At 66.0% G+C, this 22757-nt stretch carries 23 protein-coding genes, 1 tRNA gene, 1 other RNA gene and 1 riboswitch; of the genes, 5 read left to right on the top strand and 20 right to left on the bottom strand.

The genetic code is table 11. The features are described from left to right. Positions 1-14: 14 nt before the first annotated feature. The 10 genes from ACWETB_RS18485 to ACWETB_RS18440 all read right to left on the bottom strand — a co-directional run bounded on the left by ACWETB_RS18485 (position 15) and on the right by ACWETB_RS18440 (position 7860). The gene (locus tag ACWETB_RS18485; protein WP_452212803.1) at positions 15-398 is read right to left on the bottom strand and encodes a helix-turn-helix domain-containing protein; all 384 of its coding nucleotides are present in this window, start codon (positions 396-398) and stop codon (positions 15-17) included. A gap of 237 nt (positions 399-635) precedes the next feature. After that, positions 636-1010, bottom strand: a transfer-messenger RNA (tmRNA) gene (ssrA, locus tag ACWETB_RS18480). Between the two features lie 104 nt (positions 1011-1114). After that, the gene (locus tag ACWETB_RS18475) at positions 1115-2398 is read right to left on the bottom strand and encodes a glycoside hydrolase family 27 protein (protein ID WP_449743164.1); all 1284 of its coding nucleotides are present in this window, start codon (positions 2396-2398) and stop codon (positions 1115-1117) included. Positions 2399-2406: 8 nt separating this feature from the next. Beyond that, on the bottom strand, positions 2407-2880 hold the full coding sequence (gene smpB / locus ACWETB_RS18470; protein WP_348804345.1) for an SsrA-binding protein SmpB: 474 nt from the start codon (positions 2878-2880) through the stop codon (positions 2407-2409). A gap of 91 nt (positions 2881-2971) precedes the next feature. Continuing rightward, entirely contained in the window at positions 2972-3886 is a 915-nt protein-coding gene (gene ftsX, locus ACWETB_RS18465; protein ID WP_452212779.1) for a permease-like cell division protein FtsX, read from the bottom strand. Between the two features lie 79 nt (positions 3887-3965). Then, on the bottom strand, positions 3966-4652 hold the full coding sequence (gene ftsE, locus ACWETB_RS18460; RefSeq protein ID WP_449743166.1) for a cell division ATP-binding protein FtsE: 687 nt from the start codon (positions 4650-4652) through the stop codon (positions 3966-3968). Positions 4653-4730: 78 nt separating this feature from the next. Further along, on the bottom strand, positions 4731-5333 hold the full coding sequence (locus ACWETB_RS18455) for a hypothetical protein (protein WP_452212777.1): 603 nt from the start codon (positions 5331-5333) through the stop codon (positions 4731-4733). Then, the gene (locus ACWETB_RS18450) at positions 5330-6340 is read right to left on the bottom strand and encodes a mechanosensitive ion channel family protein (RefSeq protein WP_452212775.1); all 1011 of its coding nucleotides are present in this window, start codon (positions 6338-6340) and stop codon (positions 5330-5332) included. Before ACWETB_RS18450 ends, ACWETB_RS18455 begins: the two co-directional genes overlap by 4 nt. After that, complete coding sequence (gene prfB, locus ACWETB_RS18445; protein ID WP_449743169.1) at positions 6327-7442, bottom strand: peptide chain release factor 2; 1116 nt, start codon at positions 7440-7442, stop codon at positions 6327-6329. Before prfB ends, ACWETB_RS18450 begins: the two co-directional genes overlap by 14 nt. A 43-nt stretch (positions 7443-7485) precedes the next feature. After that, positions 7486-7860, bottom strand: coding sequence for a hypothetical protein (locus tag ACWETB_RS18440; RefSeq protein ID WP_452212772.1), 375 nt, complete (start codon positions 7858-7860; stop codon positions 7486-7488). An 18-nt stretch (positions 7861-7878) separates the two neighbouring features. Here ACWETB_RS18440 and hisN point away from each other — a divergent pair, with 18 nt between their 5' ends. Next, positions 7879-8682, top strand: coding sequence for a histidinol-phosphatase (gene hisN / locus ACWETB_RS18435; RefSeq protein WP_452212770.1), 804 nt, complete (start codon positions 7879-7881; stop codon positions 8680-8682). Between the two features lie 254 nt (positions 8683-8936). Next, entirely contained in the window at positions 8937-9338 is a 402-nt protein-coding gene (locus ACWETB_RS18430; protein ID WP_449743172.1) for a VOC family protein, read from the top strand. 21 nt (positions 9339-9359) lie between these two features. Here the strand turns inward: ACWETB_RS18430 and ACWETB_RS18425 are convergent, their stop codons facing one another. Beyond that, entirely contained in the window at positions 9360-10019 is a 660-nt protein-coding gene (locus ACWETB_RS18425) for an MBL fold metallo-hydrolase (RefSeq protein WP_452212768.1), read from the bottom strand. A 171-nt stretch (positions 10020-10190) separates the two neighbouring features. On the opposite strand from ACWETB_RS18425, the gene ACWETB_RS18420 reads away from it, so the two are divergent. Both ACWETB_RS18420 and ACWETB_RS18415 read left to right on the top strand, forming a co-directional pair. Beyond that, positions 10191-11561, top strand: coding sequence for an acyl-CoA dehydrogenase family protein (locus ACWETB_RS18420; RefSeq protein WP_449743174.1), 1371 nt, complete (start codon positions 10191-10193; stop codon positions 11559-11561). Between the two features lie 34 nt (positions 11562-11595). Next, entirely contained in the window at positions 11596-12816 is a 1221-nt protein-coding gene (locus ACWETB_RS18415) for an acyl-CoA dehydrogenase family protein (protein WP_452212765.1), read from the top strand. A 327-nt stretch (positions 12817-13143) separates the two neighbouring features. Here ACWETB_RS18415 and ACWETB_RS18410 read toward each other — a convergent pair whose 3' ends face one another. From ACWETB_RS18410 to ACWETB_RS18375, 8 genes are all read right to left on the bottom strand, one after another. Further along, positions 13144-13674, bottom strand: coding sequence for a universal stress protein (locus tag ACWETB_RS18410; protein ID WP_449743176.1), 531 nt, complete (start codon positions 13672-13674; stop codon positions 13144-13146). Positions 13675-13685: 11 nt separating this feature from the next. Beyond that, positions 13686-14051, bottom strand: a complete 366-nt coding sequence (gene crcB / locus ACWETB_RS18405; RefSeq protein WP_452212763.1) for a fluoride efflux transporter CrcB — start codon at positions 14049-14051, stop codon at positions 13686-13688. Next, on the bottom strand, positions 14048-14557 hold the full coding sequence (gene crcB, locus ACWETB_RS18400; protein WP_449743178.1) for a fluoride efflux transporter CrcB: 510 nt from the start codon (positions 14555-14557) through the stop codon (positions 14048-14050). Before crcB (ACWETB_RS18400) ends, crcB (ACWETB_RS18405) begins: the two co-directional genes overlap by 4 nt. Positions 14558-14577: 20 nt before the next feature. Then, positions 14578-14666: riboswitch (Fluoride riboswitch) on the bottom strand. Positions 14667-14687: 21 nt separating this feature from the next. Further along, positions 14688-16568, bottom strand: coding sequence for a propionyl-CoA synthetase (locus ACWETB_RS18395; protein ID WP_449743281.1), 1881 nt, complete (start codon positions 16566-16568; stop codon positions 14688-14690). Positions 16569-16770: 202 nt separating this feature from the next. Next, complete coding sequence (locus ACWETB_RS18390) at positions 16771-17019, bottom strand: DUF2630 family protein (protein ID WP_449743179.1); 249 nt, start codon at positions 17017-17019, stop codon at positions 16771-16773. A 78-nt stretch (positions 17020-17097) separates the two neighbouring features. Further along, the gene (locus ACWETB_RS18385; RefSeq protein WP_449743180.1) at positions 17098-17430 is read right to left on the bottom strand and encodes a histone-like nucleoid-structuring protein Lsr2; all 333 of its coding nucleotides are present in this window, start codon (positions 17428-17430) and stop codon (positions 17098-17100) included. Between the two features lie 208 nt (positions 17431-17638). After that, positions 17639-17715 (bottom strand) — tRNA-Met (locus ACWETB_RS18380). Between the two features lie 110 nt (positions 17716-17825). Further along, a complete protein-coding gene (locus ACWETB_RS18375; protein WP_449743282.1) occupies positions 17826-20825 on the bottom strand; it encodes a UPF0182 family protein in 3000 nt (999 codons plus the stop codon). Positions 20826-21062: 237 nt separating this feature from the next. On the opposite strand from ACWETB_RS18375, the gene ACWETB_RS18370 reads away from it, so the two are divergent. Beyond that, the gene (locus ACWETB_RS18370; protein ID WP_449743203.1) at positions 21063-21578 is read left to right on the top strand and encodes a PPA1309 family protein; all 516 of its coding nucleotides are present in this window, start codon (positions 21063-21065) and stop codon (positions 21576-21578) included. 45 nt (positions 21579-21623) lie between these two features. Here ACWETB_RS18370 and ACWETB_RS18365 read toward each other — a convergent pair whose 3' ends face one another. Beyond that, positions 21624-22673 carry a YlbL family protein gene (locus ACWETB_RS18365; RefSeq protein WP_452212760.1) on the bottom strand — a complete coding sequence of 350 codons (1050 nt, stop codon included), beginning with the start codon at positions 22671-22673 and terminating at the stop codon, positions 21624-21626. Between the last annotated feature and the right edge of the window lie 84 nt (positions 22674-22757).

Here is a 22757-nt window from a genome sequence, read left to right as displayed (position 1 = left end):
GAACGAGTGTCTCCTCAGCCGTGACCAGCATCAGACTGCGTGCGTTGAGATTCCGTTGCCGAGGCAGAGGTGGACGCATGCCCGCCTCGGACGTCACTTCCCGGGCGTCCCACCCATTGCGTGGCTGAGGGTCCACGAGCTACGCAGGCATCGTCTCGCGGTTGATGTCCAGCGGAGCCACGGTCCCGTCGGGCCTTTTTCACCATGAGTTCGAGTTCACTGCCGAGCGCCTCGACGTACTTCTGCAACGTCGAGCCCGTGGTGGTGGCCAGGTCACCCTTCTCGATTCGTGACACACGGTTCTGTCCAACTCCCACGATGTCAGCCACCTCCTTCTGCACCAACCCCGCATCCCTACGGAGTTGCACAAGCCGATAGATCGCGGTGTCGTGATTCATCTGGGCGCGAACGCGGTCGATCGGCTCACGGTTTCCGGGACGGCGTGCGCGGAGGTCATCGAGCGTGGTCGTCGCTTCTTCCCCGTCTTCTTCCCTGCGCGGTCTGCTTACGAGATTCACGTTGCACAGCCCGTCGTACCACGCTGACCAATTCCCTCCCGCCCACATGGCACTCACCCACATGGCACGCCAGGAATGAAATGTGCCCCCTACCTGACATAGGTAGGGGGCACATCGCTGTGGAGCTGCCGGGAATTGAACCCGGGTCCTCCGTCGTGTCAGCGGGGCTTCTCCGTGTGCAGTTCACTGTGTCTCTACTCGGATCTCCCGGTCACGCGAACAAGCCGAGATGACGATCCCAGTCGCTGTTGAATGTCCCATCCGCACCCGCGACCGGTGCGAACGGTGAGCTCCCGAAGATGATGCCGGCACCGGATCCGGGAGCATGATCCGGGCCGACAGATTACGGGCTCGCTGTCAGGCAGCGAGGGCGTAATCGCGCTGATTCTTATCGGCGCTTAATTGGTTGCCGCGACGCTTATACGGTGGTCTCTGGCCTGCACCGACACGCTTCCCCCGCCTCGGCGAACGTAGTCGAAACCGATCAGCCCCGAGACGAGACCCGCCCGGTGAGGGGCGAGCAGTTCATTGTAACAACCCGGACGGACAGGTTCATTCCCATTTCTCGCAGCCGTCCCCGCACCGCCGCGACCACGTCACTGAATCGACAGCATCGCGGTGTCGGCGACACCCACGGGAACCGACAACTGCCCGTCGGAGGCCTGGTAGCGCTTACCGGTCCAGGCGTCGACGCCGGCCACCGACGCATCGCCGTTGAGACCGAGACTGGTCAGCGACACCGACATCGTGCGCGCATGATCGCCCCGGTTGGTCAGTGAGACGACGAGGCCCTTGTCGCCGAGTGCCCGACTCCAGATCTCGGGATCGTCACCGACCATCGCACCGGCGCGGACCCGCGGGTCCTGATCGACGCCGATAATCGCGTCATTGGCGAGGATGTCGCGGGTCTGGGTGCTCATCGTGGTGAGGTCGTTGCCGGCCATCAGCGGCGCGGCCATCATCGCCCACATCGACATCTGGGTGCGTTGCATCGCCGGCGTGAGTGCGTTGCCGACCCCGACCACCAGCATGTCCGGATCGACGAACCGACCATCGGAGACCCGATTGCCCAGCGGAGCAGCGGCGTCGACGATGTCGGTGATGCCCTGATAGCCCGACGGTCCCGCGTCGGTGGACCATGCCGGGGTGATGTCGTTGGTGGCCCGCGTCATCGTTGCCACACCGCCCCAATCGAATTCGGCTCCGGGCACCGATCCGGACACGCCGCTGTTCGGGTTGATGCCGTAGACGATGGGCCGCCCGGTCGCCCGGATCGCGTCGCGCATCGCGGTGAAGGCCGAGACCTGATCGTCGTGCGAGGAGGTACCGGAGCACCAGTCGTACTTGAGGAAGTCCACTCCCCACGACGCGAAGGTCGCCGCGTCGGTGCTCTCGTGGCCACCGCTTCCGGTCGCGCCCGGATAGCTTCCGGTGTACTGCGCACACGTCTTGTCCTGCGCGCCGGCGTAGATGCCGAACTTCAGTCCGCGGGCGTGGATGTAGTCGGCGAGTGCGGCGATCCCGGCGGCGAAACGCGTGGGGTCGGCACGTAGTCGGCCGTCGTCGTCCCGGGTCGGGGCCATCCAACAGTCGTCGACGACGACGTAGCGATACCCCGCGTCACGGAGTCCGGAGGAAACCAGCGCATCGGCCTGGGCGCGCACGATCTGCTCGGTGATTCCGCAGCCGAAGGTGTTCCAGCTGTTCCAGCCCATCGGCGGGGTGGCGGGTAACCCCGCGATCGCCGGCCCGGAGCCGCCGATCTGTTCGGCAGCGGACTGCTCGGGGGCACATCCGGCCAGCGACAGCACCGCGACGACCAGAGCGCTCAGCCAGACCACCCACCGTCGACGACGGCGACCGAGTCCGGGCGCTGTCACCGCAGCGATCACATACCCTTCACGCGCCGGCCGACCTCGCGGGCCACCTCACGCTGGGCGGTGCGCCGGGCGAGATCCTGGCGCTTGTCGTGGGCCTGCTTACCGCGGGCCAACGCGATCTCCACCTTGGCCCGACCGTCGTGGAAGTACATCGAAAGCGGCACCAGGGTGAGATTGCCGTCGCGGATCTTGCCGATCAGGTTGTCGATCTCGCGACGGTGCATGAGCAGTTTTCGGTTGCGGCGCGGTGCGTGGTTGGTCCACGACCCGTTGCCGTACTCCGCGATGTGCAGTCCACGCAACCACACCTCGCCGTCATCGATGGTGGCGAACGCATCCACCAGGGACGCCTTGCCCTCACGCAGACTCTTGACCTCGGTGCCCAGGAGCGCGATGCCGGCTTCGTAGGTGTCGAGAATGGTGTAGTTGTGCCGGGCCTTGCGGTTGGACGCGATGAGGTTGCGTCCCTTTTCCTTCGCCATGGCGGCTACTCACCTCCTCGGGTGCAGTGGTTCGTCGAAATGCAGTGGTTGATGGAAATCCTCCGGGTGTACAACGCGCGCGACGGCCCGTTCACTCCCGGACGTAGACACGCAGCGTGACATATCCGGTCGCCGCTGCCAACACAATTCCGCCGATGACGAGCCAGGGTGACACCAGCAGGACGTCACCCGCGGTCACCCGCGGCACGATGTTGACGCCGTAGAGCCCGGCCAGTGCACGGTCGAAGAAGAAGATCTTGGCCAGGAACAATCCGCCGACGGCCAGCAAGGATCCGATGAGGGCGGCGAGCACTGCCTCGAGCAGGAACGGCAGCTGCGTGTACCACCGCGTGGCACCGACGAGCCGCATGATGGACACCTCGGTTCGGCGGGTGAAGGCGGCGACCTGCACCGTGTTGACGATCAGCAGGATGGCCGCCACCGCCAGGATCGCCGCCACGGCGAAGGCGGCATTGCGCACGCCGTCGAGCACCCCGAAGATGCGTTTGACCAACTCTCGCTGATCGAGCGCTCCCTCGATGCCGAGGTCTTGTCGGCCGGCGAAGGTGGTGTAAACCTCGTCGAAGCGATCCGGATCCGACATCCGGACCTTGACCGAGGACTGGGCGAAGGTGTCCGGGGTGATCTGATCGGCGATCTCTGGTGAGGTCTCCTCGAACATCGCCTTGGCGGCCTCGTAGCCTTCCTGGGCGCTGACGTAGGTCACCGAGCCCACACCGGGTTGCTTCTCCAGCTCGGTGCGCAACGTGGTACACGGGGCCTGGCGGCAATTGGGATCGGCCTTGGAGACGTCCTCGTTGAGGAAGAACTGCATCTCCACCCGGTCGAGGAAGATCTTCTGACTCTTGTCGGCCATCTGGATCACCAGCAGGCCGCCACCGAACATCCCCAGCGTGATGGCCGTGGTGATGATCATGGCAATCGTCATGGTGACGTTGCGACGGAAGCCGTTCAAGACCTCGCTGATGATGAAATGCGCTCGCATGTCGCTCGGATGTCCTTTGTGGTCGTGGTCTCTTCGGCCCGGAATTCGCGGCGCACTCACAGGTGCGCGCGGATGTCCCTCAGCCGATCCCGTAGACCCCTTGTTCGTCGTTGCGGACGAGTCGCCCGTTGTCGAATTCGAGTACCCGCCGACGCATCGCGTCGACGATGTGGCGATCGTGGGTGGCCATCACGACGGTGGTGCCGCGGCGGTTGACTCGGTCGAGCACGTCGACGATCTCTTCACTCGTCTCCGGATCGAGGTTGCCGGTCGGCTCGTCGGCGAGCAGCACCAGCGGCCGGTTGGCGATGGCCCGTGCGATGGCCACGCGCTGCATCTCACCGCCCGAGAGTTCATACGGCATCCGTTCGAGTTTGCCTTCGAGGCCGACGTAGTCGAGTACCTCCGGCACGATCTTGCGGATCATCGACGGCGGTTTGCCGATCACCTCGAGTGCGAAGGCGACGTTGTCGGCGACCGATTTCTGCTGCAGCAGGCGGAAGTCCTGGAAGACGCACCCGATCGACTGACGAAGCTTCGGGACCAGCCGGCCCTTGAGCGTGTTGACGTGGAAATCGCCGACGTAGATGTCGCCCGAGGTGGGTCTATCCTCCTTGAGCAGCAGCCGGAAGAACGTCGACTTTCCCGAACCCGATGGTCCGATGAGGAAGGCGAACTCACCCTTGTCGACCTCAAGGGACAGGTCCGACAGGGCGGGGCGGCTGGAGGCCTTGTACTTCATCGTGACGTTGTCCAGCTTGATCACGGTGAGCCAGTGTAACGACGACGCCTGAGAAGCCCGCTCAGGCGCCGCACCCGGCGCGTTGCCCGGGTAAGGCGCAGGTCAGCGGGACGGAACCGTCGTCGTGGTGTTGGTGGTGTTGGGCTGCAGCCACTGGAACGGATTCTTGTTGGTGGTCGTCGTCGACGATTCATCGGTTCCCGGAGCCGACTCGGCACCCTCTTCTCCGCTGGTTCCCGACACCGACGGCTCCCCCGATACCGACTCGGACACGCTGGGTGTGGTCGATGAGTATGTGGTCGCCGGCTCGGAATAGTAGGTCGGTGTGGTGGTGCGTGCGACCTGAGCGGGTGCGGTGGTCGTCGGTGCGGGCGCGTAGCGCTGCGACGTGAAGCCGTAGAGCGTCCAGCAGCCGAGGAACGCCACCAGCAGGATCGCCGTGCTGGTACGAATCCGGGTGCGGTAGATGTGCTTCCAATTGCGGTCGCGCAGGGGCCGCCGACGCGGATGGGGCTGCCCCGCCGGCCGGCCGCCGGTGGGCGTGTCCGTCGTGGGCGCATCGACGCGCGGGATCTCGCCGGTGATCTCGTTGTCGGAGTTGGTGGCGGCGGGCACATTGCCGGCGGGCTTGGTGCCGGCGGGCTTGTCGCCGGCGGGAATGTTGTCCTCGGGATTGTCGCCGTCAGGAGTGTTGCGATGGGTCATGAGTCCCCGCCCTTGCCGATCGTGTCGGCCAGAGTGGCCGGGGGCGCCCCGCCGGACTGCGCGTCACGTCCGGGCGCCACGGTGATGCCCTCACGGGCCAGGGCCTGAACGATCGCGACACGCAGTGCGCGGCTCACCTCGAATTGCTTGCCCGGCAGCGTGCGGGCCACCATCCGAACGGTCACCGAGTCGAGTTCGAGGTCGGTCACACCCAGCGGGGACGGCGCGTCGAGCAGGAGGTCATGCCAGTTGCGATCCTCGAAGAAGTCGCGTCCGACCCGGTCGAGGGTCTCGTTGACCAGACCGATGTCGGCCTCGGCGGGCACCGGGACGTCGACGACGGCGCGTGCCCAATCCTTGGACAGGTTGGTGGCCTTGATGATCTGGCCGTTGGGCACGGTGATGACCTCGCCCTCACTGGTCCGCAGCTTGGTGACGCGCAGGGTCACGTCCTCGACCGTGCCGTCGGCCAGGCCATTGCCGGTGACCGTCAGGCTGACGACGTCGCCGTAGCCGTACTGGCGTTCGGCGACGACGAAGAATCCGGCCAGGATGTCCTGCACCACCCGCTGCGCACCGAAACCGAGTGCCGCACCGATCACCGCACCGGGACCGGTCAGGCCGGTGATGGGAACGTGGAGAATCGAGAGGAAGCGGATCAGGACCACGGCGATCACGGCGACGATGAGCACCCACGCCACCACGTCGACCAACGCTCGCCGATGCTTGGAGTCCTCGGTCTGCACGATCAGGTCACTGTTGTGAAAGTTCGCCTCGAGGCGCGCGGCGTAGTGATCCGCGGACCATCGGATCAACCGGATCGTCAGCAAACCGCCGAGCACCCAGGTCAGCATCTGCAGACCGCTGGTCGCCAGCCACAGATAGATCGACCCGAGCAGTTGCTCGAACACCGACTCGGCAGAGTTGGCGGCGAGCGGCTGCGCCGCGACCGACCAGATGTCGGGGGCGGCGATCACCTGTGCCACACCGAGATCAAGCGTCGGCATCGGCCATGCGCCAGCGGATTCCGGCCTCGATGAAGTTGTCGAGATCGCCGTCGAGGATGGCGGTCGGGTTGTTGCTCTCGACGTTGGTCCTCAGGTCCTTGACCATCTGGTACGGGTGCAGCACGTAGGAGCGCATCTGGTTACCCCAGCTCGAGCCGCCGTCGCCCTTGAGGGCGTCGAGTTCGGCGCGCTCCTCCTGACGTTTGCGTTCGAGCAGTTTGGCCTGCAGCACCCGCATCGCCGACGCCTTGTTCTGCAGCTGACTCTTCTCGTTCTGACAGGTGACGACGATCCCGGTGGGCAGGTGGGTCAGGCGGACCGCGGAGTCGGTGGTGTTGACCGACTGGCCGCCGGGACCTGACGACCGGTAGACGTCGACCTTGAGCTCGTTCTCGTCGATGTCGATGTGGTCGGTGGTCTCCACCACCGGCAGCACCTCGACCTCGGCGAACGACGTCTGGCGCCGGCCCTGGTTGTCGAAGGGGCTGATCCGGACGAGGCGATGGGTGCCCTGCTCGACCGAGAGGGTGCCGTACATGTACGGCGCCTTCACCGCGAAGGTCGCCGACTTCAGCCCGGCCTCTTCGGCGTAGGAGGTGTCGTAGACCTCGACGGAGTAGCTGTGTTGTTCGGCCCAGCGCACATACATCCGCATCAGCATCTGCGCCCAGTCCGCGGCGTCGACGCCACCGGCGCCCGAGCGGATGTTGACCAGCGCATCACGCTGGTCGTACTCGCCGGCCAGCATGGTCTTGACCTCCATCGCCTGGATGTCGGTCCGCAGTGACTCGCGTTCGGTGTCGGCGTCGGTGAGGGCGGCGGTGCGGTCGTCACCCTCCTCGGCCTCGGCCAGCTCGTAGAGCACGGGAAGGTCCTCGAGGCGCTGGCGCAGTTCGGTCACGCGCCGCAACTCCGACTGGGCGTGGCTGAGTTCGCTGGTGACCTTCTGCGCGTGCTCCTGGTTGTTCCACAGCTCGGGGTCGGAGGCCTGCATCTCGAGCTCGTCGATCCGGCGGCGCAGCTCATCGACGTCGAGCACCTTCTCCACGGTGGTGAGGGTGGCGTCGAGGGATTCGAGATCTGCGGTCACGTCGGGATGCACGGTTAACCAGGGTACCGATCCGCGACTGTGAGACCCAGTCGGCTCATGACGAGGTCGGTGGCGGGGTCACCGGCGGCAACTCCCCGAATCGCCAGCTGGTCTCCGCCTTGCCCGGGCGGTAGACCACCGGATGGTCCGAGCCGACCTGCGGCCACGACGCCCCGTCGGTCAGCACCATGGTTCCGTAGACCTCGGTCGGCGAGGTTCCCGGACCGTTGATGACGCCCGACACCGTGCAGAACACCTCACCCTTGCTGTCCGGTTGAGGTCGGTCACTGACCCCGGTGACGGTGAGCGTGCCCTGCTCGTATCCGGCTCCGCCACCGGAGAATCCACCGATCCTGCGACCCCGCATCTGCATGATCATCCCCACCGCGAGCGCGGCCAGCAGGACAGCGATGGTGATGGTGATCCACATGCCGCTACCCTACCGGTCATGACCAGCCCCGCCGCCGACGTCGACCCCCGCGATGACCTCGATCTGGCCCTGTCGATCGCCGCCTCCGCGGATGCCCTGACCACCCGCCGATTCGGGGCGCTCGATCTGCACGTCTCCGACAAACCCGACCTGACCCCGGTCTCCGATGCCGACCTCGACTGCGAACGCCTCGTCCGCGAGCGACTCGCCGCACGCCGACCCGATGATGCCGTGCTCGGTGAGGAGTTCGGCGGCGAGGCCATGATCACCGGCCGGCAGTGGATCGTCGACCCGATCGACGGGACGAAGAACTTCGTCCGGGGCGTACCGGTGTGGGCCACGCTCATCGCGTTGCTGGTCGACGGGGTGCCCGTGGTGGGTGTCGTCAGCGCCCCGGCGCTCAAACGTCGCTGGTGGGCGGCAGCCGGATTGGGCGCGTTCTCCGACTTCGACGGTGGCGAGGTACGTCGTCTGTCGGTGTCGGCGGTGACCGATCCGGCGTCGGCGAGCCTGGCGTTCTCCAGCCTGTCCGGGTGGGCCGATCGGGGTATCCGCGAGAAGTTCATCGCGCTGACCGACCAGGTGTGGCGCGTGCGCGGCTACGGCGACTTCTACAACTACTGCCTCGTCGCCGAGGGCGCCGTCGACATCGCGGCCGAGCCGGAGGTCTCACTGTGGGACCTGGCCGCCCTCGACATCCTCGTCCGTGAGGCCGGCGGAACCTTCACCTCGCTGGAGGGCGCCGACGGTCCCTCGGGTGGCAGTGCCGTCGCCACCAACGGACTGCTGCACGAGGGTGTGCTGAACGCGCTGCGCGGCTGACCGCCAACCCCGTCGAGTGGGCGCCGTTTCCCGTCGAGTGGGCGCCGTTTCCCGTCGAGTGGGCGCCGTTTCGCGTCGAGTGGGCGCCGTTTCCCGTCGAGTGGGCGCCGTTTCCCGTCGAGTGGGCGCCACAATCCGGTCGAGGGGCGCCCTGTCCTTTTGGTGAGTCCTCCGGCGAATCCGCTTGCCACGCCGGACCATTACCTACCGTCGTGGTGAGCAAGGTCTCGTCACCGACGCCGAAGGAGTCCCCCATGCCCGGCTTTCCCGCACTCACCCACGTCGCGATCACCGTCCGCGACCTGCGGATCAGCACCAACTGGTACACGCGACTGTTCGGTACCGACCCGGTTCTCGACGAGGACGAGGAATCGGGCACGTACCACCATGCCGTCTACGCGCTGGACGGCGGAACCCTGTTCGGGCTGCACACGCACACCGACACGACTCCCGCGGAAACCTTCGACGAGAAGCGCACCGGGCTCGATCATGTCGCATTCGCCGTCGGACGCGACGAACTGGAGTCCTGGGTGACGCGTCTCGACGAGCTCGGCATCGCACACGGCGGTATCAAGCATGCGCACTACGGGTCCGGGATCTCCTTCCGCGACCCCGACAACATCGCGCTGGAGTTCTTCGCTCCCCCGGCCGAATAGTCGATCCGGCCCGGATCGCCCTCAGACGTCGGTCGCCGATTCCTTGCCCAACACGGTGAACTCGGTGGCCGGGTCCTTCATCTCCGTCAGTCGTCCGTGGTGAATTCCGCTGCCCGCATCCGACAGGATCGCCTGATGGATGGGCACCGCGACCCGCGGCGCCATCGCGCGCAGGTAGTCCACCGATTCCGACAGCTTCATCCACGGCGCCGCCGACGGCAGGGCGAGAACGTCGATCTTCTCGAATGGGATGTAGAACGAGTCACCCGGATGCATGAATCGACCGGTCTGCCCGGCCGTGTCGAGGACGTAGGCGACGTTGTCGATCACCGGAATGTCGGGGTGGATCACCGCATGCCGACCGCCGGTGACGCGCGTGTTGACCTCGCCGATCGACACCGCCTGGCCGGCATGTGCCGCGGTCCACTCACCCGCGGAATCGGCGTCGTTGAGCTGCTTGGCGGTCTGCGGGTCCGCGATCCGCAGCGCCTGGGGGTTGTCGGCGACGAGGCTCGGTAGCCGCGCCACGTCGCAGTGATCCGGGTGCTGATGGGTGATCAGGATGGCGTCGAGGCCGGTGATGCCCTCGAATCCGTGTGAGAGGTTTCCCGGATCGAACAGGATCTTCGTCCCGTCCAACTCGACCAGCAGGCAGGAATGACCGAAGTGGGTGAGTTGCATGGTTCCACCATGCTCCTGCTGTCGGTGCGGTGCCAGCGTCGTGGCCCGCCGGCCGGAGTTCGCCGAGTGCGTGACAAACTTCTTACTGAGGAGTAAGGTTCGTTCTTACTACCGGGTAAGTTCTACCGGAGCCCCACGCACGAAGCCACACGCACGAGAGAAATGGTGACCATGTCGACTCACACCGAGCCCCGCGACACCTCTGCGGTCGGCAAGACCAAGCATCCCCGCAACTTCATCGGCACCGCCATGCGGGTGCTGACCACCGTCACGGGATCGGAGTTCGCGGAAAAGTACCAGATCCGCGAACCGATCAACCGGATCGCCTACCAGGCGACCAAGACCGGCTTCCAGACCCTCGGTGCGGCCAACCGCGCCTTCAAGAAGGTCCAGGGCGGATCGGGCCAGGCAGCCCGCCTGACCACCACGCCGAAGGACTACTTCAACCTCACCCCCGACGACGAACAGCAGATGATCGCCGAGACGGTCAAGGAGTTCGCCGCCGAGATCCTGCGTCCCGCGGCCTATGACGCCGACGCCGCCGCAGCGGCACCCGAGGACATCGTCAAGCGTTCCGCGGAACTCGGCATCACCATGATCAACGTCCCCGAGGAGTTCGAGGGTGCCGCCACCGAGCGCGGTGTGGTCACCAACGCGCTCGTCGCCGAGGCGATGGCCTACGGCGACATGGGACTCGCCCTTCCGCTACTCGCGCCGAGCGGTGTGGCCACCACACTGACCAACTTCGGCAGCGAGGGCCAGCAGAAGACCTATCTCCCCGATTTCGCCGGTGAGGACGTCCCGCAGTCGGCGGTCGTCATCGCCGAGCCGCGTCCCCTCTTCGACGCCTTCGCGCTGCAGACCAAGGCCCATCGGGTGCCCAGCGGCTACCGCCTCAACGGCGTGAAGTCCTTTGTCCCCGCGGCAGGTTCGTCGGAACTGTTCATCGTCGGCGCGCAGCTCGACGGACAGCCCGCCCTGTTCATCGTCGAATCCGACAGCAAGGGCCTGATCGTGGAGGCCGACCCCGGCATGGGTGTGCGCGCCGCCGGCATGGGCCGCCTGCTGCTGCAGGACGTCGCCGTACCGGAGTCCGCGCTACTCGGCGAGGAGACCGGGGAGGCCGCGCTGGCCGCCTACCGCGACGTCGTGCGCCTGTCGCGGCTGGGCTGGTCGGCTCTGGCCGCCGGTACCGGCCGGGCCGTCCTCGACTACGTGATCCCCTACGTCAACGAGCGTGAGGCGTTCGGCGAGCCGATCTCCAACCGTCAGGCGGTGGCCTTCATGGTCGCCACCATCGCCACCGAACTCGACGCAATCCGACTGGTCACCCTGCGCGGCGCATCGCGTGCGGAGCAGGGCCTGTCGTTCGCCCGGGAGGCGGCGCTGGCCCGCAAGCTCACCATCGACAAGGGCCTGCAGATCGGTCTCGACGGCGTGCAACTCCTCGGCGGCCACGGCTTCACCAAGGAACACCCGGTCGAGCGTTGGTACCGCGATCTGCGTGGCGCCGGCATCGGCGAAGGCATCGTCGTCCTCTGAGGCCGACCCGGGAAGCAACGAGGAATTTCAACTCATGAGCATCAATCTGGAACTGCCACGCAAGCTCGGCGTCACCATCGATCAGGCCCACCAGGCCGCGGCGGAGATCTTCCGTCCCATCTCGCGCAAGTACGACCTGCGTGAGCACGACTACCCCGTTGAACTCGACACCCTGGCCAGCCTGTACGACGGACTCGCCGAGACCGGCCAGGCCGGTGCGGGCGCCGACGCCGGGCGCGGCCAGGACAAGGGCAAGCAGCGTCCCGAGGGCGTCGTCGTCAACGGCGGCAACATGCAGTCGGTGGTCAACGTCATGGAGACCTCCTGGGGCGACGTCGGCCTGATGTTGTCGATTCCCTATCAGGGACTGGGCAATTCGGCGATCGCCGCGGTCGCCACCGACGAGCAGCTCGAACGCTTCGGCAAGGTGTGGGCCGCGATGGCCATCACCGAACCGAGTTTCGGCTCCGACTCGGCCGCGGTCACCACGACGGCCACCCTCGACGGCGACGAGTACGTCATCAACGGTGAGAAGATCTTCGTCACCGCCGGTTCGCGCGCCAGCCACATCGTGGTGTGGGCGACGGTCGACAAGAGCCTCGGCCGCGCCGCCATCAAGAGTTTCGTTGTGCCGCGCGAACATCCGGGCGTGGAGATCGTGCGTCTCGAGCACAAGCTCGGTATTCGCGTCTCGGACACCGCGGTGATCCGGTTCGAGAACTGCCACATCCCCAAGGAGAACCTGCTCGGTAGCCCGGAGGTGGACACCAAGAAGGGCTTCGGCGGTGTCATGCAGACCTTCGACAACACGCGTCCGCTGGTCGCGGGTATGGCCGTGGGTGTGGCCCGCGCCGCCCTCGAGGAGTTGCGCCACATCCTGGAAGAGGCCGGCATCGAGATCGACTACGACCGCCCGGCCGCCGATCAGCACGCGGCCGCAGCCGAGTTCATCCGGATGGAATCCGATTGGGAGGCAGCGTATCTGCTGACCATGCGGGCCTGCTGGATGGCCGACAACAAGCAGCCCAACTCGCTGGAGGCCTCGATGGCCAAGGCGAAGGCGGGCCGCACCGGCACCGACATCACCAACAAGGCCGTCGAATTGGCCGGTACGCCGGGCTATTCCGAGCGCACCCTGCTGGAGAAGTGGGCGCGGGACTCGAAGATCCTGGACATCTTCGAGGGCACCCAACAGATCCAGCAACTCATCATCGCCCGCCGGGTGCTGGGTAAGAGCAGTGCGGAATTGAAGTGAGGCAACCGATCATCAACTGATCGCAGGCATCGTCCACGACCTCGTCCCCCGAGTGCCACCGGCTCTTCGGGGGACGAGGCCGTTTCAGGACAAGGGTGCCGGCCGCACCCCAACCGGCAATCACCCGCCTGGGTGACATACAGAAATCCCGGCTCCCGATATTGTTCGCGCAACGTACACACGTCGTCGTCACGGGGGGCCATGACTTTCGCTCCGCCCAACGTATTCGATCAGTGGCTCGCCGAAGCTGCAACCAGAATGTGGAACAGCCCAACGCCTGACCTCGGACGCAACCGCGACAGCGATCTCACCGGCCTGCGGGCGCCGCTACCCGTCAGCCGACGAATCCGCCGGCACCAACAACAGGGGTACCCCACGCCGACCGATGAGGCGATGCGCAACCGATTGTCCCAGAACTGAATCCAGATATCCGAGCATGCCAGGTCGCGGACTGCCGATCACCACCATCAGCGCGGAGTAGCGATCGGCGACGACGGCGAGGAGGTCGGCGGGTGAGCCGTGACCGCCGTGGTAGGTCCACGACGCCGGGACGCCGTCGAGCAGGGAGCGTGCGGCAAGCACCTCGTCGGTCACCGTGTTGCGGTAGTCCTCGTCCCACTCCGGGGAGTCGAGATCGATCGGGGCGTCGTCGAGATCGACGATGTGCACCAGATGGATGTGGGCGTCGAGATCGACGGCGAGTCGGACCGCGAAAGCCATGGCAGCTATGCTGTCGGGGTGGCGATCCCAGCCGACCACCAGGGCCGCTCGCGCCGCCACTGTCGGTTCGGGACCGGATCGGCTGCGCCGCAGCGGACCGTCGCCACCGAGCTGGCCGAAGTCTTTCTCATCGTTCATGGCAAACTCCTTCACACCGATGCCAACCACAACCCGAACCCGCACGCCACGACGGCCGCCACCACACTGCCGATCGCGTTGGCGGCGGCCAGTATTCCGCGGCGTCCCTCGGCGAGCCGCACCGTCTCCACACTTGCCGTGCTGAATGTCGTGTAACCGCCACAGAATCCGGTGCCGACGATGGTCTGCAGCGCATGCGGTGCCGAGTGATCAATCACCAGACCGGCGAGCACACCCAGCAGCAGCGAACCGGTCACGTTGATGGCGAACGTTGCCCACGGGAACGTCGTCGGCCGCCACCTCTTGATCGCGCCGTCGACAACGAACCGGGCCACCGCGCCGAGCGCACCGGCCAGCAGAACCGCGAGGACCGTCACGACACCGCTCCCATCCGGCGCGCGAAGATCGACCCGGCTGCCACGATTCCCAGCCAGGCACAGGCGATTCCGGCCGCCACCGACGTCACGACGTAGGCGATCGCGATGCCCACCGCGCCGTGTTGTCCGAGGTGCGTGGTCTCCAGCGCGAAGGTGCTGTAGGTGGTCAACGACCCACAGAAGCCGGTCCCGACGAGAAGCCGAACCCGTTGGCGCCATCCGGAATCCGGTCCGGCGAGAATTATCACCTCAAGGATCACACCGAGGATGAACGCGCCGGCAAGGTTCACTCCGAACGTCGCCCACGGCCACCCGGTACCCACCGTCGGGAACAGTTCCTCCAGCAGATACCGCATTCCGGTGCCCGCGACCCCGCCGACGAACACCAGACCCAGCGCCGGCAGTTGCAGGTGCAGCGGCCGCGCCGGTGGCGTGTCCGGATCCACTGGGATCGGTATCCGGTCCGCTCCCCCGGTGAGGTCGGCGTCGGTGTGATCTGCGCCCATGACAATACCCCTTCCGTCTACTCGGAACAGGAACTATCAGCCGACGTCGGCGGTTCGGGGCGGCGCACAGACACCGTCGCCCCGGGCGAGATCCATCACCCCTGCCCGACAGCATATACCGACGCTGCTTTCAGCCCCCGAGCTGACGCGCGAGGTCGGCGAGTACGTCCGGGTCCTCGATGGTGGAGGGCACCGCGTACTCCTCGTGGTCGGCGATCTGTCGCATCGTCTTGCGCAGGATCTTGCCCGATCGCGTCTTCGGCAACGCCGGGACGACGGTGACGTCGCGGAAGGTGGCGACCGCTCCGATCTCGTTGCGCACCATGGCCACCAGCTCGTTGCGCAGCGTGTCGGGTTCGATGTCGACGCCGGCCTTGAGCACCACGTAGCCGCTGGGTCGTTGTCCCTTGAGGTCGTCGTGGATGCCGATCACCGCGCATTCGGCGACCGCGGGATGCGACGCGACGACGGCCTCGATGCTGCCGGTGGACAGGCGGTGACCGGCGACGTTGATGACGTCGTCGGAACGTCCGAGGACGAAGACGTAGCCGTCGGCATCGATGTATCCCGAGTCGCCGGTCAGGTAGTAACCCGGGAAGGCACTCAGATACGAACTGCGGTAACGCTCTTCGTCGCGCCAGAGTCCGGCGAGGGTACCCGGCGGCAGCGGCAGCGTGATGACGATGTTGCCTTCGACGCCGGCGTCGACGGTGTTGCCCTCGGCGTCGACGATGCCCACCTGATAGCCCGGTACCGGCACCGTCGGGGAACCCGCCTTGATCGGCATCGGTTCCAGCCCACGCAGATTCGCCGCGATCGACCAACCGGTCTCGGTCTGCCACCAATGGTCGACGACCGGCACACCGAGCACCTCACTGGCCCAGGTGAAGGTGTCCGGGTCGAGGCGCTCACCGGCGGCGAACAAGGTCTTGAGCGACGAAATGTCGTATTCGGCAAGGAGTTTGGCGTCCGGGTCGTCCTTGCGGATCGCCCGGATCGCGGTCGGCGCGGTGAACAGCGCCTTGGCCCGATGCTCGGAGATCACCCGCCAGAACGCCCCGGCGTCGGGGGTGCCCACCGGTTTGCCCTCGTACATGATCGTGGTGGCGCCGGTCAGCAACGGACCGTAGACGATATAGGAGTGCCCCACCACCCAGCCCACATCCGATGCGGTCCACCACACGTCGCCGGGGGCGACGCCGTAGATGTTGGTCATCGACCATCGCAGGGCGACGGCGTGCCCACCGTTGTCGCGGACCACGCCCTTCGGCTTTCCGGTGGTGCCCGAGGTGTAGAGGATGTAGAGCGGATCGGTCGCCGCGACATCCACCGGATCGACCGGCGACGCGGCCTCCATCACCTCGTCCCAGTCCAGCCAGCCGTCGTGATCGGCAGCCGATCCGGCGATCTGTTCGCGGTCCTTGACGATGACCGTCGACGGCGGGTTCGCCGACAGTTCGAGCGCCTTGGCGACCATCGGGAGGTATTCGACGGTGCGGCCGGGTTCGAGACCTCCGGATGCGGTGATGATGGCGACCGGCTCGGCGTCGTCGATGCGAGTGGCCAGCTCGGGCGCCGCGAAACCGCCGAACACCACCGAGTGCACGGCCCCGATGCGCGCGCACGCGAGCATCGCGATGGCGCCCTCTGGGATCATCGGCAGGTAGATGACCACCCGATCGCCGGCCGCCACGCCCTGCGATGCGAGTACCCCGGCGAACCGCGACACCTCGTCGAGCAGTTCGGCGTAGGTGTAGCGACGGACCTCACCGACCATCGCCGAATCCCAGATCAGGGCGAGGCGGTCACCGTGCCCGGCCGCCACGTGCCGGTCGAGCGCATTGAAACAGGTGTTGAGCCGGCCGTCGGGAAACCATCGGTACATCGGCGCCTCGGAGTCGTCGAGGGCGGTGGTCGGCGGGACGGACCACTCGATCTCTGCCGCAGCGGCGAGCCAGAACGACTCCCGATCGTCGATGCTGCGCGCGAATGCGTCGCTGTAGCTGCCCACTGTCGTCCTCACGTCGATGTCCTCGCGGTCGTGCGCGTCACACGACTCTGCCGCTATGAGGGTAATGACGGTCACACCGGGACGCGAGCGCTTCCTTCGTTCTGCGCCCACCGGTAGCCAGAACGCGCCGAACGGCGCCCATCACCCTGACCGATAGGAGAGCATGGGCAGCCGTTGTGACGCAGCGACGCGTCGGCCCGGGTCAGTCCAGATACTCCTCGACGGTGTCGGCCGGACGCACCGCAGCGTCGTCGGGGTCCTGACCGGCGCGGCGGCGGGCCTGACGCTGGCGCAGCAGATCCCAGCACTGATCCAGCGACACCTCGAGCTCCTTCAGACGGGCGTTCTCCTCGTCCCTGCCGATGTCGCCGCGGCCGAGTCGTTCACGCAGATCGTGCTCTTCGCCGATCAGGTCGGTGATGTGATCGTGGATCGCCTTGTCGGTGGTCATTCCCCAACGTTAGCGTCGCGGCGACAGTACGTGCACCCTCATTCGCGACGGACGGTCGCCGGCGGTCACACGCAGGTGTCAGTGGGCCGCGTCGTAGGCCTCGATGACCTCGGTGGAGATCCGGCCACGCTCACTGATCTCAAAGCCGTTCTCACGCGCCCATTCACGCACCGATTTCAGGTCACGGGATGAGCGTGCCCGTCGGCCTGAACCCCCACCCGAGCGTCGTGCGCCGGCCACCCGCGACGCCGCGACGTACTTCTCTAGGTCACGGTGGAACTCTTCGGCGTGCGCCGCCGAGGTCTCGAATTCGTAATTCTTGTTGTCAACGCTGAATGCGATCGTGACGGCTTCTTTGAGTTCTTTCCCGTCAAGATCGTCGACAAAGGTGACGACGGTACGTCGTGCCATGCTGGGTTCCCCCCCATAGTTCCTTCTGAATAACCACCCGAACAATAGCATCGGGAGGGTTTTCGATCTTGAAACCACGCGTTCATCGCCTGGGCTGCGACTGAATTCAGCGAAGCGCGCAACCCGGATCGGTGATGTCCGAATGACCCGGCTCGCATGGCAAAAAATTCGGCCCCCGATCGCGTGACGATCGGGGGCCGAATCTATGTGGTAGCGGGGACAGGATTTGAACCTGCGACCTCTGGGTTATGAGCCCAGCGAGCTACCGAGCTGCTCCACCCCGCGTTGGTGAATACCACGTTACATGGTGGTTCCCAGCGGATGCAAATCGCCTCCCGTATCGGCCCTGAACTGGGCAAACACGTGTGAGCGCAACCACATTCGGGGCCTTCATGTCAGTTGCCGCCACCCAGATTCTCGTAGGTCTGGACGGCCTGATTGAGCTGATCGAGTGCCTGCCCGTACGCCGTGAAGTCGCCGTTGCTCTGCGCATCCCTGAGCTTCGCCAGCGCATCTCCGATCGCCTTCACCGCGGCGTCGCGTTGCGCCGTGTCACCGGTCGTCGGTGTCGGGGTGGTGGGTGTGGTCGGCGTCGTCGGTTCCGGTTCGGTGGTGCCGGTGGTCGGCTCCCCGCCCAGCGGCGACGTCACATCCTCCGGGCTGATGCCCACCTGCTGCAGGGCCTGCGCCACGGTGGCCGCATACCCGACCTTCGGCTGCGCGGCCGCGGCGTTGTAGTAGACGAGAACGCGATGCAGTTTCGGCACGCCGCCGCCCGAGTCGACCTCGGTGTACATCGGCTGGACGTACAAGATGCCGCCACCGCCGACCGGGAGGGTCAGCAGATTGCCGTAGGTCACCTTGGTGGTGCCCTCCAACTGTTTTCGGTCCGAGGCCACGGCACCGGCCGACTTCATGTTGTCCTGCGCCTGGATCGGTCCGACACCCGATTGCCGATCGGCGGGCAGCACCTTCACCGTGATCTGCCCATAGGTCCCGGGGTCGGACGAAACAGTCATATACGAGGCCAGGTTTCGTTCCCGGAATCCGGTGAACACTGTCGTCAACTGGAACTGTGAACCGGACCCGGAACCGCCACGGGGTTCGCGTGCGGTGAAGTAATACGGCGGCTGGTTCAGCTGACGATTCGCATTGTCCTCATTGCTCGGGTCCGGCGGCACCGACCAGAAGTTGTTGTTCTGGAAGAAGGCCGTCGGATCGGTCACGTGATACTTCGCGAGAAGTTCGCGCTGGATCTTGAAGAGATCTTCCGGATAACGAACATGCGCCGCCAGATCGGCTTTCTTGTCGAATTCCGAGCGGGGTTCGACCGTGCCCGGGAACACCTTCATCCAGGTCTTGAGGACCGGATCGGTGTCGTCGAACTGATACAGCGTCACCTTGCCGGTGTAGGCGTCGACGGTGGCCTTCACCGAATTACGGACATAGGACACCTGCTCGTTGGCCTGCGTGCGCTGGGCCTGATTGTTGATCAGGTCCTGGGCGTCGGTGGTGACCTCCTGCAGCGACGTCGACTGCGAGTAGGGGTAGTTGTCCAGGGTCGTGTAGCCGTCGACGATCCACTTGATCGACCCGTCGGCCATCACCGCGGGGTAGGTCTTGGAATCGACCGTCAGCCACGGCGCGACCTGCTTGACCCGGTCCCGCGGGTCGCGGTTGTAGAGGATCCGTGAATTGCTGTTGATGGCATCCGACAGCAGGAAGTTGCGTTCGGTGTACTTGACCGCATACATCGCGCGCACGAACCAATTACTCAGGGAGACACCGGAATCGGCGGTGTAGCTGTAGGTGCGGCCGTCCTCGTCGTACTCTCGGTCGCCGCCGGAGGTACCGACGATGGCGTAATCGGGAGTCACATTGGCGATGAGTTCACCGAAGTAGATGCGCGGCTGGCTGACCTTGATCGGCGCCGTCTCCTGATACTGGGGATCGCGGATGCTCTGCAGGTCGCTCACGTAGAAGACCGGGAGTCCGCCGCGGTCACTGGCGCCGGCCGACGTGTCGTCGGAGGCCTCGTCGACCTGATTGGCCGGTGCCGCGACGAACCCGTTGCCGTGGGTGTAGACGGTGTGCTTGTTGAGCCAGTTCTGCTGCTGGTCACCGTATTTGGTGGGGTCGAGTTCACGGACCGCGACGATGAAGTCGCGCTGCTGTCCGTCGACGGTGTAGCGGTCGATGGCCAACTGGGACGGGAACCCGTAGAAGTTCTTGAGGAACTGACGCTGATTGAACGTCGGCGCGATCACGTTCGGGTCGAGGATGCGGATGTTGGACAACGTCGGCTCGTCGGTGTTGACGGCTTCCGCACTCGGCGGCGTCGCACCCCAATTCTCCTGGTAATCCACGTTTTTGTCGGGTTCGATACCGTACGCGGCCGTCGTCGCCGCGATGTTGCGGCTGATGTACTCGGCTTCCTTCTGTGCGGCGTTCGGCTTGACCGAGAACTGTTCCATGGTCAGCGGCCAGCCCACCCCCATCAGCAGCGCCGCCAGCAACATCAGCACCGTCGCGATCGCCGGAATACGCAGATCCTTGAGCACCACACCCGCGAAGAACGCCAACGCACAGATGATCGCGATGGCCATCAGGATCAGCTTGGACGGCAGGACGGCATTGATGTCGGTGTAGCTCGCACCGGAGAAGATGTCCTGCTTGCGATCGCTGGAGAGCAGCTGATACCGGTCGAACCAGTACGACACCGCCTTGAGCAACAGGAAGGTGCCGGCCAGCGCCGCGAGTTGGATGCGCGCCGGATTGGTCAGCGACCCACTGCCGCCGCCGAGACGGATACCACCGAAGAGGTAGTGGGTGATCAGGTTCGCGAAGAACGCGATGACGATGATGACGAACAGGAAGTTGAGGATGAACCGGATGAACGGCAACTCGAACGCGTAGAAACTGATGTCGAGTCCGAACTGCGGGTCGGTGACGCCGAAGTCGGTGCTGTGCAGGAACGTCTGCACCGTGACCCACGACCCCTGCGCCACCAGTCCGGCCAGCACGCCGATCAGCACCGGCGGGATGATGGCGAACCAGCGGACGCGGCCCATCACCACGGCGCGATATCGCGCCAGCGGGTCACTCGGACCCGACGTCGGGACGAACACCGGTCGCGACCGATAGGCCATCGCGATGGCGCCGAAGATGAGCAGCCCCACGACGACCGCGGTGATCAGGAACAGCAGCACCCGTGTCCAGAGGATGGTCGAGTACACATTCGAATAGCCGAGGTCGGAGAACCACAACCAGTCCGTGGCGATGCCGACGATGCGCGGCCCCACCAACAGAATGATCAGCAGCGCCACCGCGATGCCGATGGCGATCTTGCTCCTGCGCGACAGTGTCGGCAGTCCTGCCGGCCCGCGTACGCCCACCTGATCCACTCTCCAAATATTCTCAATACGGACACACGTCAACCGGCTGTGCCGAGTCCCTGCGATGTGGTTCCCCACTGTACTGGTGCCCGCCACGAGGACGCCCGGTCACCGTACCGGGCAGCTGTGACGCCGCTCATCGGAGGAAACGGCACGGACGCGGATCGAGTTCCGGGCGCGGCCCCGGCCACGACATCCGGCACACGACATCCGGGCGCACGGCATGATGGGTGCACCATGTCGCAGCCCCACCGCTTCTCCCCCGACGATCTCGGTCGCACCCTGCGCGATGCGCTGGGATTCCTGACGCCGCACCGATGGGGTCAGTCTCCGACGGTGTTCGCGCTGGTGCCCACCGAGGTACTGGCCGCGTTGCATCCCGAGGTCGTCGACGCCGATGACGATTCCGTGCTCAGTCCGATCGCCGAGGAACCCCTGGAGACCGCCGATCAGGACGACCCGTTCGCCGCGCTGGAGGAGTTCCTGTCGACGGCGTCGTGGCAGGAGCCGGTTGTCGGGGCGGCGGTCGTCGTCGACATCACGGTGCTGCCACCCGACGCCCGCGACGAGCTGGCACACGACCATCCCGATGCGCGTCGCGCCCGGCTCGCGGTCGGCGCACTGCGCGGCGGACCGACGCTGGCGCTGCTCGAACTCGAACCCGACGACGCCGATCAGGTACGCGAACTACGGACCCACCCCGACCTCGCCACGGACCTCCGAGCGGCGCTCGCCGCGGCGCTGGAGGACTGAGCGACCGGGAGGATCAAGCGGTCGGGCCGGACTGCCCGGTACCGCTCAGCAGTGCGGCGCCGACCCGCCGGCACCGATCGTGTCGAGGGCGTCGACGGCCGAGGTCAGGGAACTCACCTTGATCAGTTCGAGACCGTCCGGGGCGTCGGACTTCGCCTCGGTGCAGTTCTCGTCGGGCACCAGGAACACCGACGCACCGGCGTCACGTGCGGCACGCGTCTTGTGTGTGATGCCGCCGATCGGACCGACGTCGCCGTCGTCGTCGATGGTGCCGGTGCCGGCGATGAACTTGCCGTGGGTCAGCGAATCGCTGCCGAGCTTATCGATCACCGACAGGCTCAGCATGAGTCCCGCCGACGGCCCGCCGATCTCGCCGACGTTGTAGGTGATGCGCAGTCCGGGGTCGGCGCTGCGCACCTCGGGGGTGACGCCGATGTAGGCGACGTCGGCCTCGCCGGGACGCGCGGCGACGGTGACGGTCACGGTGGACTCGGTGCCGTCGCGGCGGATCCGGAACGGGATCTGCTCACCCGGCTTGTGCGTGCGCACCGCCTTCTGCAGGTCCTCGGTGGTCGCCACCGCGGTTCCGTCGACCGAGATGATGACGTCGTTGGCCTTGAGCACCTTCGCCGACGGGCCATCCGGCGCCACCACCGCGACCGCCAGTGCGGTCGGCTTGTTCAGATACCGCAGGGCCGCGGCCGTCGCACTGCCCTCCGAGTCGGTCATCTGCTGGGTGTTCTGCTGCTGGGTCTCCTCGGTCGTCTGACTCGGCGGGAACACCGTCTCGCGTGGCTGCACCGAATAGGTCCCCGACAACCACATCCCGAGCGCACCGAACAACGACAGCCCGTCGCTCACCGAGACGGTGGTCAGATTCAGATGTCCGTCGGTCGGATGGGTTCGCGCTCCGGCGATCTCGACGACCGGCACCTCTCGGTTGTCGAGATCGATGGTGCCCAGCGTGTTGACTGTCGGGCCCGGTCCGAGCGCGACGAACGGCACCTGGACGGTGGTGCCGACCACGATAAACACCAGCATCACGAGAGCGGTGACGGCCACGGTGAAGGTGCGGCGCGAGGAGAGCCCTGTCATTCCGACCACCCTAGGGCACACCACACGAGGTCCGAGGCGCACGGCCCACAACACCGACCTGCGCGAACTACGCTCAAGGCGAAA

Source organism: Gordonia sp. NPDC003950 (genome assembly GCF_053605205.1).
This window is presented reverse-complemented; position numbering and strand designations above follow the sequence as displayed.

Bases quoted from the DNA above. Each gene is read 5' to 3' on its own strand.
- ftsX (WP_452212779.1), bottom strand. From the start codon at position 3,886: ATGCGAGCGCATTTCATCATCAGCGAGGTCTTGAACGGCTTCCGTCGC.
- ACWETB_RS18420 (WP_449743174.1), top strand. From the start codon at position 10,191: ATGTCGACTCACACCGAGCCCCGCGACACCTCTGCGGTCGGCAAGACC.
- ACWETB_RS18385 (WP_449743180.1), bottom strand. From the start codon at position 17,430: ATGGCACGACGTACCGTCGTCACCTTTGTCGACGATCTTGACGGGAAA.
- ACWETB_RS18370 (WP_449743203.1), top strand. From the start codon at position 21,063: ATGTCGCAGCCCCACCGCTTCTCCCCCGACGATCTCGGTCGCACCCTG.
- hisN (WP_452212770.1), top strand. From the start codon at position 7,879: ATGACCAGCCCCGCCGCCGACGTCGACCCCCGCGATGACCTCGATCTG.
- ACWETB_RS18390 (WP_449743179.1), bottom strand. From the start codon at position 17,019: ATGACCACCGACAAGGCGATCCACGATCACATCACCGACCTGATCGGC.
- ACWETB_RS18425 (WP_452212768.1), bottom strand. From the start codon at position 10,019: ATGCAACTCACCCACTTCGGTCATTCCTGCCTGCTGGTCGAGTTGGAC.
- crcB (WP_449743178.1), bottom strand. From the start codon at position 14,557: ATGGGCGCAGATCACACCGACGCCGACCTCACCGGGGGAGCGGACCGG.
- ACWETB_RS18410 (WP_449743176.1), bottom strand. From the start codon at position 13,674: ATGAACGATGAGAAAGACTTCGGCCAGCTCGGTGGCGACGGTCCGCTG.
- ACWETB_RS18450 (WP_452212775.1), bottom strand. From the start codon at position 6,340: ATGCCGACGCTTGATCTCGGTGTGGCACAGGTGATCGCCGCCCCCGAC.
- ACWETB_RS18440 (WP_452212772.1), bottom strand. From the start codon at position 7,860: ATGTGGATCACCATCACCATCGCTGTCCTGCTGGCCGCGCTCGCGGTG.
- ACWETB_RS18430 (WP_449743172.1), top strand. From the start codon at position 8,937: ATGCCCGGCTTTCCCGCACTCACCCACGTCGCGATCACCGTCCGCGAC.
- smpB (WP_348804345.1), bottom strand. From the start codon at position 2,880: ATGGCGAAGGAAAAGGGACGCAACCTCATCGCGTCCAACCGCAAGGCC.
- ACWETB_RS18455 (WP_452212777.1), bottom strand. From the start codon at position 5,333: ATGACCCATCGCAACACTCCTGACGGCGACAATCCCGAGGACAACATT.
- ACWETB_RS18485 (WP_452212803.1), bottom strand. From the start codon at position 398: ATGAATCACGACACCGCGATCTATCGGCTTGTGCAACTCCGTAGGGAT.
- ACWETB_RS18415 (WP_452212765.1), top strand. From the start codon at position 11,596: ATGAGCATCAATCTGGAACTGCCACGCAAGCTCGGCGTCACCATCGAT.
- ACWETB_RS18365 (WP_452212760.1), bottom strand. From the start codon at position 22,673: ATGACAGGGCTCTCCTCGCGCCGCACCTTCACCGTGGCCGTCACCGCT.